The sequence below is a fragment of the Robinsoniella sp. KNHs210 genome, assembly GCF_000686105.1.
Taxonomy (GTDB): Bacteria; Bacillota; Clostridia; order Lachnospirales; family Lachnospiraceae; genus Robinsoniella; species Robinsoniella peoriensis.
On record NZ_JMLZ01000002.1, the window covers coordinates 5,685,221 to 5,702,891 of the forward strand.

The window sequence follows — 17,671 nt, forward strand, 5'->3', positions numbered from 1 at the left end:
GATATGCAGGGGAAAAGGGGTAAGCAATGAGAAAAAAATAATGTGAGAGGAGAAAAAGAGATGGGAGAGAGAAGGTATTTAGAAAGAGGGAATTTAGAAAGAAGACGTTTAGAAGGAACGTATTTATTAAGGAAGTATTTATTGGGGAAGTTTGCTGCCGCCGTTTATGTTTACATATTTATGGCAGCGGGGGTTTGTCTGCTGGGGATGATGGTCCCTGTATTGACAGCTAAGGCTGAGAATGCTGCAGTTTATGCAGGATTTACAACAGAATATGCGAAGCCGGGTATGGCGCTGAAAGTGGAGCTGCATGGGGATTCTTTAGCCGGGGACTACCAATATAAGTGGTCCGTGAATGGTAATGCAATCGATAATGACACAAACTCCTACATTCCATCGGTAGAAGATCTGGAATCTTTTATTGAAGTGACGGTCTATACGGAGGGTGGAAAAAATAGTTATTCCTGCAGTTTATATTGCAGCCAGCTTCCGGTTATGTATGTAACTACAGAGGCGGAGATCCAAAACAAAGAGGATTACGTTGCGGGAACCCTGACCACAAAGCGGAATGAAGAATATATGAATCAGAATGCAACTGTTTATAATGGTAATATCGAAATAAGATACCGCGGCAACAGTACGATGGGATATGATAAAAAACCATATAAAATCAAGCTGGATAAAAAGACAGATATGTTTGGATTTGGTAAGAACAAACACTGGGTTCTTCTTGCTAATCACCTGGATGGTGCCCTGATGCGCAATAAACTGGCATATGAATTGTCCGGATTCCTGGGTATGCCCTATATGCAGTCGACGGATGTGGTATTGATCATGAATGGCAGATATGACGGAATCTACCAGTTTTGTGAGCAGATCCGTGTGGATTATAAATCGGATGGAAACCGTGTGGATATTTATGATTGGGAGAAGGCTTCCGAGGACTTTGCCGGTATTATAGCAGAAGACAAGACGTCGGATTTTGATGAAAATCTTGTTGCGGATTTAGAAAATACAATGCTTAAGGATATGACATGGGCGACTACTCATCAAGTTTATTTTAATGGACAAAATTACAATCTGGATAATTACAACAAAATTAAGATACCAAAACTGTCAGGTGGTTTTTTAATAGAATTAGATTCTTATAAAGATGAAAAATCGTCTTTCAATACATCATTGGGGCATCTGATAAAGTTCAAAAGTCCAGAATATGTTTATTCTAATAGAGAGTTAATGCAGTATGCCAGTGATTATTTAAATGCTTTTGAAAGGGCGATACAGTCCTATGACTTTTCGAGTAGCTGGAGCCAGAATCAAGTAAGCTACCCGCAGTTATTTGATATGGATTCCCTTGTGAAATTCTGGATGGTAAATGAATTATTTATGAACGAGGATGCAATGAAGAAAAGCACGTACATGTATAAAGACATTAATGGTATTTTCAGCATGGGACCAATCTGGGATATGGACTGGTCATCAGCATCAGATATCAGTGCAACAAATTTTCCATTAGAGTGGCAAACCCTTCATTTTAATGATGATAAGCAGAAATATCAATGGTATAAATATATGATACAGGATCCTTACTTTGCCATAAAAGCAAGAGAACTGTATCAGGAAATACGCGGGACTTATCTCCGGGATCTGATCAGTACGAATGGCATCATAGAGACAAACAGAAGTTATTTAGGCCCTGCAGCCCAGGCAAATACAGAGAGATGGAATGGAAGTGGAGGGTTTCCGTATGGGGGATTTGATTATCAAGTTAATGAACTGAAAAATTTTCTGACAACAAGAATTTTCTGGCTGGATAATCAGTTCGCTACCGTAGAATCTCTGATGGATTCCTGGAATACAAACAGACTGGACGACGGCATAACAGGAGAATTAGACGTATCCCAAAATAACATAAATACAGCGACAGTTACAGTGCCAAAGGAGATCACGGAAATAGCACTGACCGTAAATGGAATTTATGCAGGTGTCGGGAAGGTAAAAGACGGCAAGGTTACGGTCAGCTTTGATGATACCTTTGTGAAGATTGGCGGCAATGCAGAGAATATTGCTGTTTATTGTGGAAAAGATAGGAATAACCAGACATACTATCAATATCAGTCCTTTACGAAGGAATCCCAACCCGTGATTCCCAGCTATCAGATCTCGGTAACGGCATCAGAAGGCGGCAGGGCTTATATCGAATCAGAAGAAGGGGAACTTTCTGGAATTGAAGTTCAGGAGGGAAGTACAGTTGCGGTAATGGCAGCTGCAGATGAAGGCTATGAGTTTCGAGGATGGTATGAAGATAAAGTAAGTGACGAAAATAAAGTATCTTCAGAGGCAGCTTATAATTTTACGGTATCAGCAGACCGGAAATTATTGGCTGAATTCCAAAAGACGCAAGTACAGCCTGAACCCGATCCGGAACCGGAACCGAAACCAGAGCCGAAACCAGAACCGGAACCAGAACCAAAGCCGGAGCCCAAACCGGAACCAAAGCCGGAACCCAAACCGGAACCAGCGCCAAATCCGGAGCCGGCAGTGGCAAAACCGGTTCAGCTAAAAGGAGCATCTATTAAGGCATCCAGCCTGAAGCTGACATGGAAAAAGGCAGCTAATGCTGTTTCCTATAAAGTTTACCGTTCAGTGAAGAAAAATGGGAAATATGAACTGCAGGCTGAAACGAAGAAGACCAGCTACAAAGATACAAAAGTAGTTCCGAAAAAAACATACTATTATAAGGTTCAGGCGGTTAATAAAAACTCCGGCAAATATTCAGCGGTTACAAAGCTGAAAACAAAAGCGCTTACTGTCCCCAATATAAAGCTGAAATCCGTGAAAAAGAAACAGGTCAAAATATCCTGGGATAAGATTTCCGGAGCGAAAAAATATGTGGTTTACCGTTCAGATAAAGAGAAAGGAAAATATAAAAAGGTTGCAGTAACTGCAAAAACAAGTTATAAAGATACTAAGAAAATAAAATCTAAGAAAGTATATTATTATAAAGTCCGCGCTTACCATACCAGAACAAGCGATGGAACCATATCAAAAATAAATTCAATTAAAGTAAAATAAAGAACAGCCAAATAAGGAACAGCAGTGCTGCCGGTTCACCCGTCAACATTGCTGTTCCGGAGAGGATGAATAAAATGGAACAGACGAAAAATTTAGGCATCTACATTCATATACCATTTTGTATTCGTAAATGCGCATATTGTGATTTCCTGTCTTTTACTTCTGAAGAGGAGGCAAGAAAAAAATATGCAGAATCCCTGTTATCTGAAATCCAACAGTTTGAAGACGTGAAAAGATGGCACGTTACTTCTATATTTATTGGAGGAGGTACGCCGTCCGTGCTAAAGGAAGAGGAGACTGGCAGGATTCTGGAGGCAATTCAGAATAAATTCAATATGGACGAGGATGCAGAGATTACGACAGAAGCAAATCCTGGAACGCTTACGAAAGATAAGCTTTACACCTACCGGAGACAGGGCATTAACCGTCTCAGTCTGGGGCTTCAGTCTGTTCACGACAAGGAGTTAAAGCTTCTTGGAAGAATTCACACATATGATGATTTTCTAAAAGGCTTTCACCTGGCAAGAGAAGCAGGATTTTCTAATATTAATGTGGATTTAATGTCAGCTCTCCCGGGGCAGACAGCAGATTCCTGGAAAGAAAGCCTGTTAAAGATTTTGCGGCTGAAGGTAGAGCATATCTCCGCTTACAGCCTGATCATAGAAGAGGGAACACCGTTCTTTGAGAAGTATGCCGATGATGCAAAACTTCGGGATATGGGTGAAGACTGTCACATACTTCCGTCGGAAGAAGAGGAACGCGGGATGTACTATGAGACACGGCGCCTGACTGGGGAATATGGACTGGAACAGTATGAAATTTCTAATTATGCAAAACCGGGATATGAATGCAGGCATAATCAGGCTTACTGGCTGAGGCAGGATTATCTGGGATTTGGCTTAGGTGCCTCATCGCTCATAGACAATGTGCGTTTACGCAATACAGTAGATTTAGCAAAGTACAACCAGGGAATTTTCAAGAAAGAAGAAAGGGAGGTGCTGTCGTTACAGGAACAAATGGAAGAAACTATGTTCCTGGGGCTGCGTATGAAAGGGGGAATCTCAACAGTAGAATTCGAAACGGCTTTCCATACTCCATTTTCTGCTGTCTATGGAAAGACAGTGCTTGGCTTGAAAAATGAAGGGCTGGTGCAGACTGAGGATGAAAGAGTCTTCTTAACAGAAAAAGGATTTGATTTAAGCAATTATACACTGGCACAGTTTTTGCTATAGCTATAAAAAGTGTAATAAATCCGGTTTTTTAACTGCAAAATATAACCAAATTTCTGAAGGAAATTAATTAAATTTTAAAGAAATGTTAAATAGTGGTTGAAAAGTCGTAATATATTGTGTATAATTAGCTCGTAACTTTGAAATGGAGTATGAAGAAAACAAGGGAATTTATATGAACAAAAAGGTTAAAGTTTTAATTTTGATGTGTTGTCTAGTAGTTGGCATGATTATACCAATGAAGCCGGAAGCAGCGGCAGCCTCCAGACTAAAGATTAGCGGACATAGTTATCCGGTATCTCATAAGTTAGGAACCAGCTTTTCACTAAAGGGAAGGATCTCATCAAATTATAAGATCAAAAGGATAACCGCAGGAATATACAATTCTTCTGGTAAGAAATCGTATTATAAGAGTAATATTTATCCGAATACGAAGAAATACAATCTGGCATATTCACCGGCTGATTATGCTTTACAGTTTGACAGATTAAAAAAAGGTAAGTATTTATACAAGGTTACGGCGAAAGATGCGTCTGGGAAATCAAGAACTTTGGTGAAAAGAACATTCAATGTTGTCACTAAAACTTCCAACCTAAAGATTACAAGTCCGGTACCAAGTTCCGATTTTGCAATAAATGCAGGTGGGCTCTATACGGTAGGCGGAACGGTAAAATCCAATTATAAGATTACGAATGTAACGGCGAAGGTTACTGATGCAGGCGGGGCAACCAAGTTCTCCAGATCAGTGAAGCCAAATACCAAGACTTTTAAAATAGGTTTTGAAATTGACAGTGCGATGTCATTTAATACACTACCGGCAGGTACCTATAAGTATATTGTAACTGCAAAGGATAAATCAGGGAAAGCCAAAACATTGGTAAAAAGAACCCTGACCGTAAAAAGCAATACACCTTCCAATCCGGATAACGGTTCAAACGGAGGTTCTTCAGGAGGCAGTAATTCAGGAGGAAATTCCAGTGGATCGACAGCTAATTTTGTTCAGCGAACAGTTCCGCCGGATCTGAATAATGGAAGTTACTATTCAGGACTCTATAATATTTACTTCAACTTTGATTATCTGGCACCAACGGGTAAGAAGACCAGCGGCGGCTATAACAGAGGCAATTGTACCTGGTATGCATGCGGAAGAGCAAGAGAAGTTATGCTGCAGGCAGGAAAGTCTCCAAATATGTCTATCTTCGGACCGGATCCGGTAGGTATCTGGAACGCAAATAAGAAAGACAAGGTCTATGCATATGGTTCTACTCCAAAGGTTGGTTCATTAGTAATCTTTGATTACAACTCTTCAGGAGATGCACATATTGCAATGGTTGAGGCGATTATCAATGGTGTGCCATACGTTTCCGAATCCGGATACAGCATGACTAGTGTAAAACCAACTGCTTCGAATATATCTTTCCACTATGGAAATATGTATGAGTGGGGTGCTGGAAGAAGAATTTTAGGATACATATATTTAATATAGGATGAGTTGGAAAGCCTGTACCAGTTTTAGGACAGGATCCAGTGAAAAAGAATGCCTTAGCAGAGACGAGATGGTCTTTGCTAAGGCATTTTATTATGAGTGGAATATTTGATCAGTCAGATATTGATGGATGGCTTTTGAAGTATCCTGAGTATAATGAAGACCGTCCACTGTATCGAATCCATTCTTTATGAGATAATTGTAGCAGTCCAGGTATCGGTTACTGAATATCTCCTGAAGAGATCCATTAAAATTTTGGATTTCAGCATTTGTGATTCCCTTGCACTTTTCTTCATTTACAGGATTCACAGACATAAAATAGAAAGATGCATCGGGATAGCTCTGAATCAATTCCTTAAATAGTGTCAGATAAAGACTGATATTTTCTACATCATTGACGCCCAGATTGAAGACGACTGTCTCGTCAGGTGATTCAGCCAGGACACCTTTTAACTCCGTCAGGCCTGTCTGCTTGAACCATTCATATCCTTCGCCCTCTTTTGCAATATATACAGTAGAATCTGAAGAATCAGATTTCATGGCCTCTTTCATAGCGACAGTTCGGGAATCCCCTACCAGAACGAAAGAAGAATCCGCATCTGCTGCAGAATTGCCGTTTGCCTGGTTGGATAAATGATCAGCAGACATTTGTTCATTTTCACTTTTAAAGGCATTATTTCCTCCATTTTGGGCATTTTCATAAAAAGGGAGGTATTTCTTGAGTGGGTTTGTATCTTCCATCATATAGAGCATCAGAATGGCGGACAGCGCCAGTAAAGCTGCTATTGATAATGATGCAAAGATCACAATCAGCGTATTTCCTTTTTTCATAATATTCATGCTGCCGGGTGGGCAGTATCCTTTCCTAGTCTTATCCTGTTGTATTTAGTACCAAAGCAGTTAGAAATTGCATGAACGATAAAATTCACTATACTATTTTACCTATAAATGTCAAATAGTTCAAGCTTTTTTAAATCCATGATATACTTTGTTAAATATAAAAATTAAAATAATTTCTAAAAAAAGTATAAATACTATTGACAAAAAAAAGGCAGAGTGCTATTTTATGTACATAGATGTTAGCACTCCACTCAGACGAGTGCTAACAACAACTAAAAAGGAAGGAGGATTTAAGGATGCAGCTAGATGAAAGAAAGACGAAAATTCTTCATGCCATTATAAAAACGTATCTGGAAACCGGAGAACCGGTAGGATCCAGAACGATATCTAAGTATGCTGATTTGAATCTGAGTTCCGCAACAATTCGCAATGAAATGTCAGATCTGGAGGAATTGGGGTATATCATTCAACCACACACTTCAGCTGGCAGGATTCCTTCTGATAAAGGTTACCGATTATATGTTGACCGGATGATGGAGGAAAAAGAGCGGGAAGTTACCGAAATGAAAGAACTGATGATTCAGAAGCAGGATAAGATGGATCTGGTGTTAAAACAGGTGGCAAAGGTTCTGGCGTTAAATACCAACTATGCTACCATGATAACGGCACCTCAGTATCACCGGACGAAGCTTAAGTTCATTCAACTGTCTATGGTAAGCGAAGACCAGATACTGGCCGTAGTTGTGACAGAAGGTAATGTAGTCAAGAATAAGATGCTTCATATAGAACACTGCCTGGATAATGAGACCATCCTGAAGCTGAATATTTTACTAAACACAAGCTTAAACGGATTGACTATAGAACAGATCAATCTTGGGATGATTGCGAAATTAAAAGAACAGGCAGGCATTCACAGCCAGGTAGTAAACAGTGTTCTGGACGCTGTAGCAGAAGCAATAAGACTGGATGACGACGATCTGGAGATTTATACCAGCGGCGCAACTAATATTTTTAAATATCCGGAGCTTAGCGACAGTGAAAGGGCCAGCGAGCTGATCAGTGCATTGGAAGAGAAGCAGCAGCTGGTAAGCCTTGTACATGAAACCATGTCCGAGGGGGAGCACAATGGCATACAAGTCTATATCGGTGATGAAACACCGGTGAAGAATATGAAAGACTGCAGTGTAGTAACAGCTACCTATGAATTAGGTGAAGGAATGCAGGGTACGATAGGTATTATCGGCCCAAAGCGAATGGATTACGAGAAGGTTGTGAATACATTGAAAACATTAATGGTGCAGCTGGATGAATTATTTGATAAAAGCTAGGGAAAGGCGGTAACAAAATTGGCAGACGAAAATTTAAAAAAAGAAATGGAAGAATCTGTGGAAGACAAGGTAGATGAGGCCACAGAGGAAGCAGTAGAAGAAAATGCGGAAGAGGAAGCCGCAGAAACTTTAAACGAAACTCCTGAAAGTGAAGAAGCTGACGAAGATACAGAAAAAGAAGAAGCTGAAAAAGAATCAGGAGACGGCAAAGAAGTAAAAAAAGGTTTCTTTGGCAAGAAAAAAGACAAGAAAGATAAGAAAGACGTTCAAATTGAAGAACTGACAGACAGGCTGAAACGCCAGATGGCAGAATTTGATAACTTCCGTAAGAGAACGGAAAAAGAAAAGAGCGCAATGTTTGAAGTGGGAGCAAAAAGTGTAATTGAAAAAATGCTTCCGGTTGTAGATAATTTCGAACGAGGATTGGCAGCAGTTCCAGAAGATAAAAAAGATGATCCTTTTGCTGAAGGAATGGAAAAAATCTACAAACAGCTTATAGGAACTTTAGAAGAATTAGAAGTAAAGGCAATTGAGGCTGTGGGACAGGAATTTGATCCGAATTTCCACAATGCGGTAATGCATATTGAAGATGAAGAACTTGGTGATAATATAGTTGCCGAGGAATTCCAAAAAGGTTACACCTACCGTGAAAATGTAGTAAGACACAGCATGGTTAAGGTGGCAAATTAAGCAAATTGTGTGATGTAACAGTCACCTCTTTTAAATAGTAAATAACAATCTCAAATCATAATATATTAAATTAGGAGGAAACAACAATGGGAAAAATTATCGGTATCGACTTAGGAACAACAAATAGCTGTGTAGCAGTTATGGAAGGTGGTAAACCAGTAGTTATCGCCAATACAGAAGGTGCCAGAACTACACCATCCGTAGTGGCATTCACAAAAACAGGAGAAAGACTGGTAGGTGAACCTGCTAAACGTCAGGCAGTAACAAACGCAGACAAAACAATTTCTTCTATTAAAAGGCATATTGGTACAGATTACAGAGTAGCTATTGATGATAAAAAATATTCACCACAGGAAATCTCTGCTATGATCCTTCAGAAAATGAAAGCAGATGCGGAAGCATACCTTGGTGAAAAGGTTACGGAAGCAGTTGTTACCGTTCCTGCTTACTTCAATGATGCTCAGCGTCAGGCAACAAAAGATGCAGGTAAAATTGCAGGATTAGATGTAAAACGTATTATCAATGAGCCAACAGCAGCAGCTCTTGCTTATGGTCTTGACAACGAAAAAGAACAGAAAATCATGGTATATGACTTAGGTGGCGGTACATTCGACGTATCCGTTATTGAAATCGGTGAAGGTGTTATCGAAGTATTATCTACTGCAGGTGATAACAGACTTGGTGGAGATGACTTCGACCAGAAGATCACAGATTATATGTTAGCAGAATTCAAGAAAAATGAAGGTGTGGACTTATCTAATGACAAGATGGCTCTTCAGAGATTAAAAGAAGCAGCTGAAAAAGCTAAGAAAGAACTTTCCAGCGCAACTACAACAAATATCAACCTGCCATTCATCACAGCTACAGCAGAAGGTCCAAAACATTTTGATATGAACCTGACAAGAGCTAAATTTGATGAGCTGACACATGATTTAGTAGAAAGAACAGCTACACCTGTTACAACAGCGTTAAAAGACGCAGGATTAACAGCAAGCGAAATATCTAAAGTATTATTGGTTGGTGGATCAACACGTATCCCGGCTGTACAGGACAAAGTAAAATCCCTGACAGGTAAAGAGCCAAGCAAAACTTTAAACCCGGATGAATGTGTTGCATTAGGTGCATCCGTACAGGGTGGTAAATTAGCAGGCGATGCAGGCGCAGGCGATATCTTATTATTGGATGTTACACCATTGTCACTTTCTATCGAAACAATGGGCGGCGTTGCTACCAGATTGATCGAGAGAAATACAACAATTCCTACAAAGAAGAGCCAGATCTTCTCAACTGCAGCAGATAACCAGACAGCAGTTGATATCCATGTAGTACAGGGTGAAAGACAGTTTGCCAAAGATAACAAATCTCTTGGACAGTTCAGACTGGACGGAATCCCACCAGCAAGAAGAGGTGTTCCTCAGATCGAAGTTACTTTCGATATCGATGCAAACGGTATTGTTAACGTATCTGCAAAAGATCTTGGAACAGGCAAAGAACAGCATATTACAATTACTTCCGGTTCCAATATGTCTGACAATGAAATCGATAAGGCAGTAAAAGAAGCTGCTGAATACGAAGCACAGGACAAAAAACGTAAAGAAGCAATTGATGCCCGCAATGATGCAGATTCTATGGTATTCCAGACAGAAAAAGCATTAGAAGAAGTAGGCGATAAGATTGATGCTAATGACAAGACCGCTGTGGAAGCTGATCTTGCAGCATTAAAAGAATTAATTGAAAAATCCAATCCGGAAGAAATGACTGAAGCTCAGGTTGCTGAAATCAAGGCTGGAAAAGAAAAATTAATGGAAAGCGCTCAGAAATTATTTGCAAAAGTATATGAGCAGGCTCAGGGAGCGGCAGGAGCAGAAGGTGCAGGCCCGGCTCCGGAAGGCGGCGAAGCTTACCAGGCAGATGATGTAGTTGACGGCGATTACAAAGAAGTGTAGAATAGATACTTGAAACAATGACTTCAGCAGCATCTGGCTGCTGAAGTCATTGATATGAATGGAATTAACAGGGAAACTGTTTGATGGCTACATCAGGCAGAATCTGTATTAGGAAAGGTGAACAAAATGGCAGAGAGCAAACGTGATTATTACGAGGTCCTCGGCGTAGACAGAGGCGCTGATGATGCTACGATTAAAAAAGCATACAGACAGTTAGCCAAAAAGTATCATCCTGACATGAATCCCGGAGATAAAGAGGCGGAAAAGAAATTTAAAGAGGCTTCAGAAGCATATGCAGTTCTGAGTGATGCTGATAAAAAGAGGCAGTACGACCAGTTTGGTCATGCAGCTTTTGACCAGGGAGGCGGCGGAGCTGGCGGCTTCGGTGGATTTGATTTCAACGGCGCCGATATGGGAGATATTTTTGGAGATATCTTTGGCGATTTATTTGGCGGCGGAAGAAGAAGTGCGAACAGCGGTCCTATGAAAGGTGCCAATCTTCGCGCCAGTGTACGTATAACCTTCGAAGAGGCTGTGTTTGGCTGCGAGAAGGAATTGGATTTAAATTTAAAGGATGAGTGTAAAACCTGCCACGGAACCGGTGCAAAACCGGGAACAAGTCCTGAGACTTGTCCGAAATGCGGTGGTAAAGGCCAGGTTGTATTTACACAGCAGTCCTTATTTGGCACAGTTCGTAATGTGCAGACCTGTCCGGACTGTAGCGGAACAGGTAAGATAGTAAAAGAAAAATGTACCGATTGTCATGGAAGCGGCTATACATCCAGCAGAAAGAAAATTGCTGTCAGTGTACCGGCAGGTATTGATGACGGTCAGAGCATCCGTATTCGTGATAAAGGTGAGCCTGGCACAAACGGCGGTCCAAGAGGAGACCTTCTGGTGGAAGTAAGAGTTGCAAGACATCCTATTTTCCAGAGACAGGATATGAATATTTTCTCAACAGCACCGATCTCTTTTGCACAGGCAGCTCTGGGTGGTGAAGTACGGATCAGTACCGTAGACGGTGATATTCTGTATGATGTAAAACCAGGTACCCAGACAGATACCAAAGTGCGTTTAAAAGGAAAAGGCGTGCCTTCACTGCGCAATAAATCTGTTCGCGGAGACCACTATGTAACCTTGGTGGTACAGGTACCGACCAAGCTGAATGAAGATGCAAAAGAAGCGCTTCGCAGCTTTGATGCAGCAACCGGAAATTCCTTAAACCAGAAGAATGCGGGTGCGGAAAAGCCAAAGAAAAAGGGCTTTATGGATAAATTAAAAGAAACTTTTGAAGATTAATAGCAGGAGGGTACTGCGTGGTCTGTTATGACATTTAGATGTGTTGTCAGACTATGCAGACCCTCTTTTCTTAATTTTTTATAATTATGGGAAGCCTTTTCTTAATTTTTCCTATAATGTCTGGGAATTGTTGACAAACAGGATTCTAACGGGTATTATAAGAATATAGAAACAATTGTGATGAGGGATAGGTATGCAGACAGATACTTGTTAAGACTCTAATTCTAAAATCATGAGCCGGCCGGCAATATAGATATGATTCATAGATATAATTCGGCTGCATCAATTTGTTTTCAGGCTTTATGACGAATGTCATCGAAAAATAAAATATAAAGGAGAGAAGGTGTCGTTATGAAGAGAAAGATCGTAAATAAACTGTTGGCGATCTGCTTATCAATAAGTATGATAGCTGGAACGGGATTACCGGTTACAGCAGCGGGTACAGAGAATACGCCACAGACTACAGTTACTACCGAAGCAACAACAGAAAAAACTACAAGCAGTACATCAACGCTTTACAAAGTAAAACTTACATTACCTGGTATCACAGCGGCAACAAGTGTAAAATCATTATCCGTTAAACAAAACGGGAAAGATTACACATATGACTACAAAGATTTAAAGACGGATGATAAAGGAGTCCTTTATCTAAAACTTCCGGCAAATGCCAAGGGCCAGACAACATCAATTACAGTAAATGATGTTAGTTTTTCCGGAACCGTAAACGCGAATGATGACAATGCATTTGCAGCACCTCCGGCAAAGACAGAATCTGAGAAGACTACAGATAAAGCAACAGAAAAAGCTACCGAAAAGGCTACTGAAAAAACAACTGCAAGTTCTGAGACAGAAACGGCGAAGGGAACAGAGGATGCTACAGAGCCAACCGAATCAACAGAAAAGAAGTCCCCGGAAACTGAGCCGGTAACGGATACGAAGGCTACAGAAGATAGCAAAGTACCGGATACGGAAGCACCTACTACAGAGAGCCAGAAAGCAACTGAAACAACGGGTCAGACAGACAGCAATAAGACGACACCGGGTGAATCAGAAACGACTGATACGAATGGATCGCATAAAGCATCGGCAGTTGATAATATTAAGATTGATTATGCTAATGGGACGCTGACGAATGTTACATCAGATATGGAGTACAGTGTTGATAATAAAGTAAGCTGGAAAAATTGTGTGGCAGATGGTCAGGGTATGAAGATTACGGATGAAATGTTGAATAAACCTGTTTGGATTAAACTGAAGACTGAAGCTGACGGGAATGAATTTAAAATTCCAGGTATAGATAATGCACCGAATGTAACGCCTGGGAATGCGTCAGCTAAAGATAAGACAGATGGTACTTTGACAGTTACAAACCCGGGAAGTTCAGTATATGAGTATCGTATTAAGGGTGGTACTTGGGCAGATATGACGGCTGGTAAAGCTACTGGTTTAGCAGCAGGTTCATACGAAGTTCGCGTAAAAGCTACGAATGCAGCATTTGCAAGTAAGATAGCAGCGGCTACGGTAAGCGTAAATACAAAAGCTGAATTGTCCATAGCAAAACCAGTTTTTTCTGAAAAGTATTATGGATACAAAGTTGCATCTTTAAATATTTCAGTTAAAAATACTGGAGATGCCGACGCGGTGATAACAGACATAACGTTAAGCGGCGCTAGTAAAGATGCATTTGAAATTATTAATAAAAGTTCTGACTTGACAGTTCCTGCTAATACAACTACAGGTACAGGTAAGGTATTAGGCGCTGTACAGATTAAAACAGGTTTAGATACTGGTATATATAATGCATCAGTAGTTGTAGCTTATAATAATGGTCAGACAGCTACCACAGAAGTATCATTAACTGTAAATAAAATGAAAGTTACTCCATCAATTGATTCCGTTGAATCAAAGACATATGATAAGAGCAAAAATGCAAAAGGAAAACTGAAACTCACACCACCAAACGGTTACAGTTTTGGAAATGACGAACCGACAGCAACAGGAAAATTTGTATTTGACAGTGCTGATGCCGGAACAAAAAAAGCAGTTAGTGTTTCAGATATTAAACTGGGTAGTGGATTTGATAAGAATTACGTATTAAGTTCAACATCCATTAAGAATAAAACAACTTCAGCTAAGATCTACAAAGCGAAAAACACCAAGAAGCCGGAAGATGTAAAAGTTTCTACTCCTACCTACAATTCAATCACAATGAAGACGGCTTCCGGAGTTGAATACTCCATCGATGATGGTGACAACTGGACCAGCACAGGTTCCTTTAAGAGTTTGAAAGAAAAAACCTCTTATAAAATCTTAGCAAGATACAAAGAATCAACAAATTATGAAGCATCCAAATCTGTATCGGTAGAGCAAACTACATTGCGTAACCCAATTATCAGCAATCCGCAGAATAATAAGGTTACAGGAGTACAGACCACAACCAGTTACAAGACAGGGTCTACTTTAACCTTTACAGCAACGGGAGCGGGATCAGAGATTAAATCTCCATCTCAGTCACCTTCGTTAGATGATGTTAGATATATTCCGGTAAGTTGGACTTCTTATGTGAACGGAACCTGGGATAATAATGCATCTTCTAACAGCGGCAGTTTTAAGTTGAATAGTTCCGGTAGTTATACTTTGTCAGTTTCTTTCCAAAAACAGAAATATGATGGAACAAATTGGGTAAATGAGACATCAACGAAGGATACGAAATCAGTTTCCTACAAAGTTGTAACTTCAACCACAACATCATCTACCAACAAGAATACAACCAATAAGACAGGAGTTAAAACCGGAGATGTAAATCCGATTATGCTGATGGTTATATTACTGGTAGTATCTGGTGCAGTGATCGTGGTATTAGTTGTAAGAACCAGATCCAAACGCAGACAGCACAGAGAATAACTGTGATAATGCAAAAATAGCAGAATAACAAAGTAACAAAAATAAGATAAGAAAAGCTCTCACCGGCAGGTGGGAGCTTTTCTTATCTTATTTTGAAAACAATCTAATAATGTATTTCAATGTGGTTGTCACGGCAATAATCACAATATTCCTGAGGCGGCATTTCATCTGTAACAATATGGTCTACCTGGCTCATAGGGCAGTAGGTCATTAGAGAAAAGTGACCGAATTTAGTATGATCGGCTAACAGGAAATGAGTATGGCTGTTTTCTATCACTGCCTTTTTAACCGTGTATTCTTCTCGGGTTGCATTAGTAAGGCCGTTTGCGATGGTAAGTCCGGTACATGCCATAAATGCTTTCGTAATATTGTAGGTTTTTAAATAGTCAATTACTTCATTACCCACAAATGACAGCGTTTCCCGTTTTAAAGTACCCGGAAGGGAAATCAGGGTCAGATTCGGATAAGGAATTGCTTTCAGGCAGACCTGAACACTATTGGTGATAATGGTACATTCTTTGTGGGAAATATAATCAATCATATTGATACAGGTAGTGCCTGTGTCTATATAAATAATATCTCCGTCTTTGACAAATCCGGCTGCAATTTTGCATATGGCATCTTTCTCGGCAGCGTATTTTGTATGACGTTCTTCAAAAGGAATGACGTCGCTGATTGGCGGAGCCTCTGCTACTGTGACGCCGCCGTAAACTTTCTTAATGGTTCCCTTTTTTACCAGGGTGTCGATATCTCTTCGTATGGTATTTTTCGATACGGCAAATTGTTCGCAAAGCGTATCCAGAGATACCGATTTTTGTTCTAATATGTATTGTTCAATTGAGTCAATTCTTTTTGTACGCATAAGTCCGTTCCCTCTCCTAAATGATGAGTATATTATAGTATATTTTGGGTAAGTTGAAAAGGTATATTTTGTTGAATTTTTACTTTTAAGGGTGTGTATGCCAGAAAATACAAAGTATGTATCTTAATGTTATATAATTTTCAAAAAACGCAACAAATATAGATACAATAAAAAAGGAATAAACCTAAATTAATATCAAAATAAATATTAAATAATGCAAATAGTTAAAAAATTAATATATTATATATTTTAAATACCATTGTGTATCTGATAAATTCTATTAAATTCTTAGTATACCTGATAGTTTTCAATATATTTAAAGTGATTTACATTGATATATAGATTCGAGTTATTTATGTTATACAAGTAGTATGTTTCTGACTTTTTGATAAGAAAATCATGATATAACCAAAATAAAATTAAAAGATCACCAGAAACAATTGACAAGAATATCAAAACATGCTAGGATGAATGCATAAAAATGATCAATACATATCCAAAAAACAAATCAGATGTAATAAGAAGCTATTTAACAGTTATTGAAAAATTATTTAACAATTATTAAACAGTTGATTTGGAGTCATGGGAGGAAAAAAGATGCATTTAAACAGCAGGCAGAAAAAGCAACGGGTGCTGATGATGGTATTTGGAGCATTTGCTATATTTTTTACTGGGTATCCACATATATGGTCCTTATATCAGCCCTATATCCGGGAACTGACGGGATGGACTGAAGGACAGACGTCCATGTGTTTCTATTTGTCTATGTTAACGTTTGTATTTGGAAATATTTTTGGGGGGCGTATTCAGGATAAGTATAATCCGAAGATTGCAATTGCTGCAGGCGGCGGGATTTTTGCGGCAGGTATTTTGTTGTCAGCTTTTTTGATTATTCCATCGCCTTTGCCTATGTATTTTACTTATGGAGTAATGCAGGGATTTGGTCAGGGAATGATGTATACGACCATTCTCTCTACAGCGCAAAAGTGGTTTCCCAATAAACTTGGATTTGCGTCGGGAATTGTAGTTACTGCAAATGGTCTGTGTGGATTTTTTCTTGCTCCAGTCAGCCGGATGATTTTGGCAGAGAGTGGTCCAAAAACTGCGTTTTTAGTGATTGGAAGTGTCATTGCCCTATCCTGGGTTTTGGGCTGCATTTTTATTAAAAATCCTAAACAGGCAGGTGTCAGGCCGTTGAATCAACCGGGATGGGTTGCGGATGGAACGGCAGCTCTAAAATTGCAAAAGCAATATACATCCAAAGAGATGATACGTACCAGAAAGTTTTATTATCTGGTTGCCACAATGCTTTTCGGCCTGATTTCCTATTTTATGATTTCACCGGTTGCGCAGGGAGTGCAGACAGAACGGGGCATCTCGGTGTCCATTGCTGTATCAGCCGTGATGTTTGGTTCTATAATGAATGCTTCAGCAAGATTGTTCCTCCCGTCCATCGCAGATAAAATAGGGAGAGTGAAATGTGTAAAAGGAGTACTTACGGTATCTGTTGCAGCTATGGTGATGCTGGTTTTATCGAAATCTGTGTTTACTACTATTGCAATTGTGCTGATGTATGGCTGCTATGGGGGGATTATGGGGAGTTTCCCGTCGCTGACCAGTTCTATATTTGGACTTGCCCATTCAGGAGAAAACTATGGATTTGTTATGTCAGGAATTGTAATTGCTACCCTTGGGGCACCCTTTGTTGCAAATTTAATCATAGCCAATGGATTTGATACAAACATGGGTTTTATAGTTGGGATAATATGTGCTGCTCTGTCCGTTATGTTTATCATTCTCTTAGAAAGAGAATTGGCCGATAAGAGTACAGGAAAGAATTTGGAAAACGACGAAGAAAAGGAACCAGCAAGGGTGATTACAGCAAAATAGAAATTACAGCAAAATAGAAATTACAGCAAAATAGAAATTGCAGCAAAATAGAAATTACAGCAAAATAGAATTTACGGCAAAATAGAATTTATGCAAAAATTGAAATTATGCCAGAATAGAAA

Annotated in this window: 11 protein-coding genes; 9 read left to right on the forward strand and 2 right to left on the reverse strand. The window is 39.6% G+C overall.

The genetic code is table 11. The features are described from left to right. Window positions 1-60 precede the first annotated feature (60 nt). The 3 genes from CD03_RS35465 (at window position 61) to CD03_RS0131190 (ending at window position 5,790) form a co-directional block, all read left to right on the forward strand. Window positions 61-3,075 (forward strand): CotH kinase family protein, encoded by a 3,015-nt coding sequence (locus CD03_RS35465; protein WP_044289793.1) that lies wholly within the window; start codon window positions 61-63, stop codon window positions 3,073-3,075. Between the two features lie 74 nt (window positions 3,076-3,149). Next, window positions 3,150-4,307 carry a radical SAM family heme chaperone HemW gene (hemW, locus tag CD03_RS0131185; protein WP_027296972.1) on the forward strand — a complete coding sequence of 386 codons (1,158 nt, stop codon included), beginning with the start codon at window positions 3,150-3,152 and terminating at the stop codon, window positions 4,305-4,307. A gap of 172 nt (window positions 4,308-4,479) precedes the next feature. Next, complete coding sequence (locus tag CD03_RS0131190) at window positions 4,480-5,790, forward strand: CHAP domain-containing protein (protein WP_160295789.1); 1,311 nt, start codon at window positions 4,480-4,482, stop codon at window positions 5,788-5,790. Between the two features lie 93 nt (window positions 5,791-5,883). On the opposite strand, the gene CD03_RS0131195 is transcribed toward CD03_RS0131190, so the two are convergent. Further along, the gene (locus CD03_RS0131195) at window positions 5,884-6,630 is read right to left on the reverse strand and encodes a hypothetical protein (protein WP_047832938.1); all 747 of its coding nucleotides are present in this window, start codon (window positions 6,628-6,630) and stop codon (window positions 5,884-5,886) included. Window positions 6,631-6,926: 296 nt separating this feature from the next. Between CD03_RS0131195 and hrcA the strand changes: the two genes are divergently transcribed. The 5 genes from hrcA to CD03_RS0131220 all read left to right on the forward strand — a co-directional run bounded on the left by hrcA (window position 6,927) and on the right by CD03_RS0131220 (window position 14,797). Further along, window positions 6,927-7,958, forward strand: coding sequence for a heat-inducible transcriptional repressor HrcA (gene hrcA, locus CD03_RS0131200; protein WP_027296975.1), 1,032 nt, complete (start codon window positions 6,927-6,929; stop codon window positions 7,956-7,958). A 45-nt stretch (window positions 7,959-8,003) separates the two neighbouring features. Then, a complete protein-coding gene (grpE, locus tag CD03_RS0131205) occupies window positions 8,004-8,648 on the forward strand; it encodes a nucleotide exchange factor GrpE (RefSeq protein WP_081820514.1) in 645 nt (214 codons plus the stop codon). 86 nt (window positions 8,649-8,734) lie between these two features. Beyond that, window positions 8,735-10,594, forward strand: coding sequence for a molecular chaperone DnaK (dnaK, locus tag CD03_RS0131210; protein ID WP_027296977.1), 1,860 nt, complete (start codon window positions 8,735-8,737; stop codon window positions 10,592-10,594). A 126-nt stretch (window positions 10,595-10,720) separates the two neighbouring features. Beyond that, complete coding sequence (gene dnaJ / locus CD03_RS0131215; RefSeq protein ID WP_027296978.1) at window positions 10,721-11,893, forward strand: molecular chaperone DnaJ; 1,173 nt, start codon at window positions 10,721-10,723, stop codon at window positions 11,891-11,893. Between the two features lie 351 nt (window positions 11,894-12,244). Next, a complete protein-coding gene (locus tag CD03_RS0131220; RefSeq protein ID WP_027296979.1) occupies window positions 12,245-14,797 on the forward strand; it encodes a YDG domain-containing protein in 2,553 nt (850 codons plus the stop codon). 103 nt (window positions 14,798-14,900) lie between these two features. Here the strand turns inward: CD03_RS0131220 and CD03_RS0131225 are convergent, their stop codons facing one another. Further along, window positions 14,901-15,659 (reverse strand): DeoR/GlpR family DNA-binding transcription regulator, encoded by a 759-nt coding sequence (locus CD03_RS0131225; RefSeq protein WP_027296980.1) that lies wholly within the window; start codon window positions 15,657-15,659, stop codon window positions 14,901-14,903. Between the two features lie 597 nt (window positions 15,660-16,256). Here CD03_RS0131225 and CD03_RS0131230 point away from each other — a divergent pair. Then, entirely contained in the window at window positions 16,257-17,549 is a 1,293-nt protein-coding gene (locus CD03_RS0131230; RefSeq protein WP_027296981.1) for an MFS transporter, read from the forward strand. The last annotated feature ends 122 nt before the right edge of the window (window positions 17,550-17,671 follow it).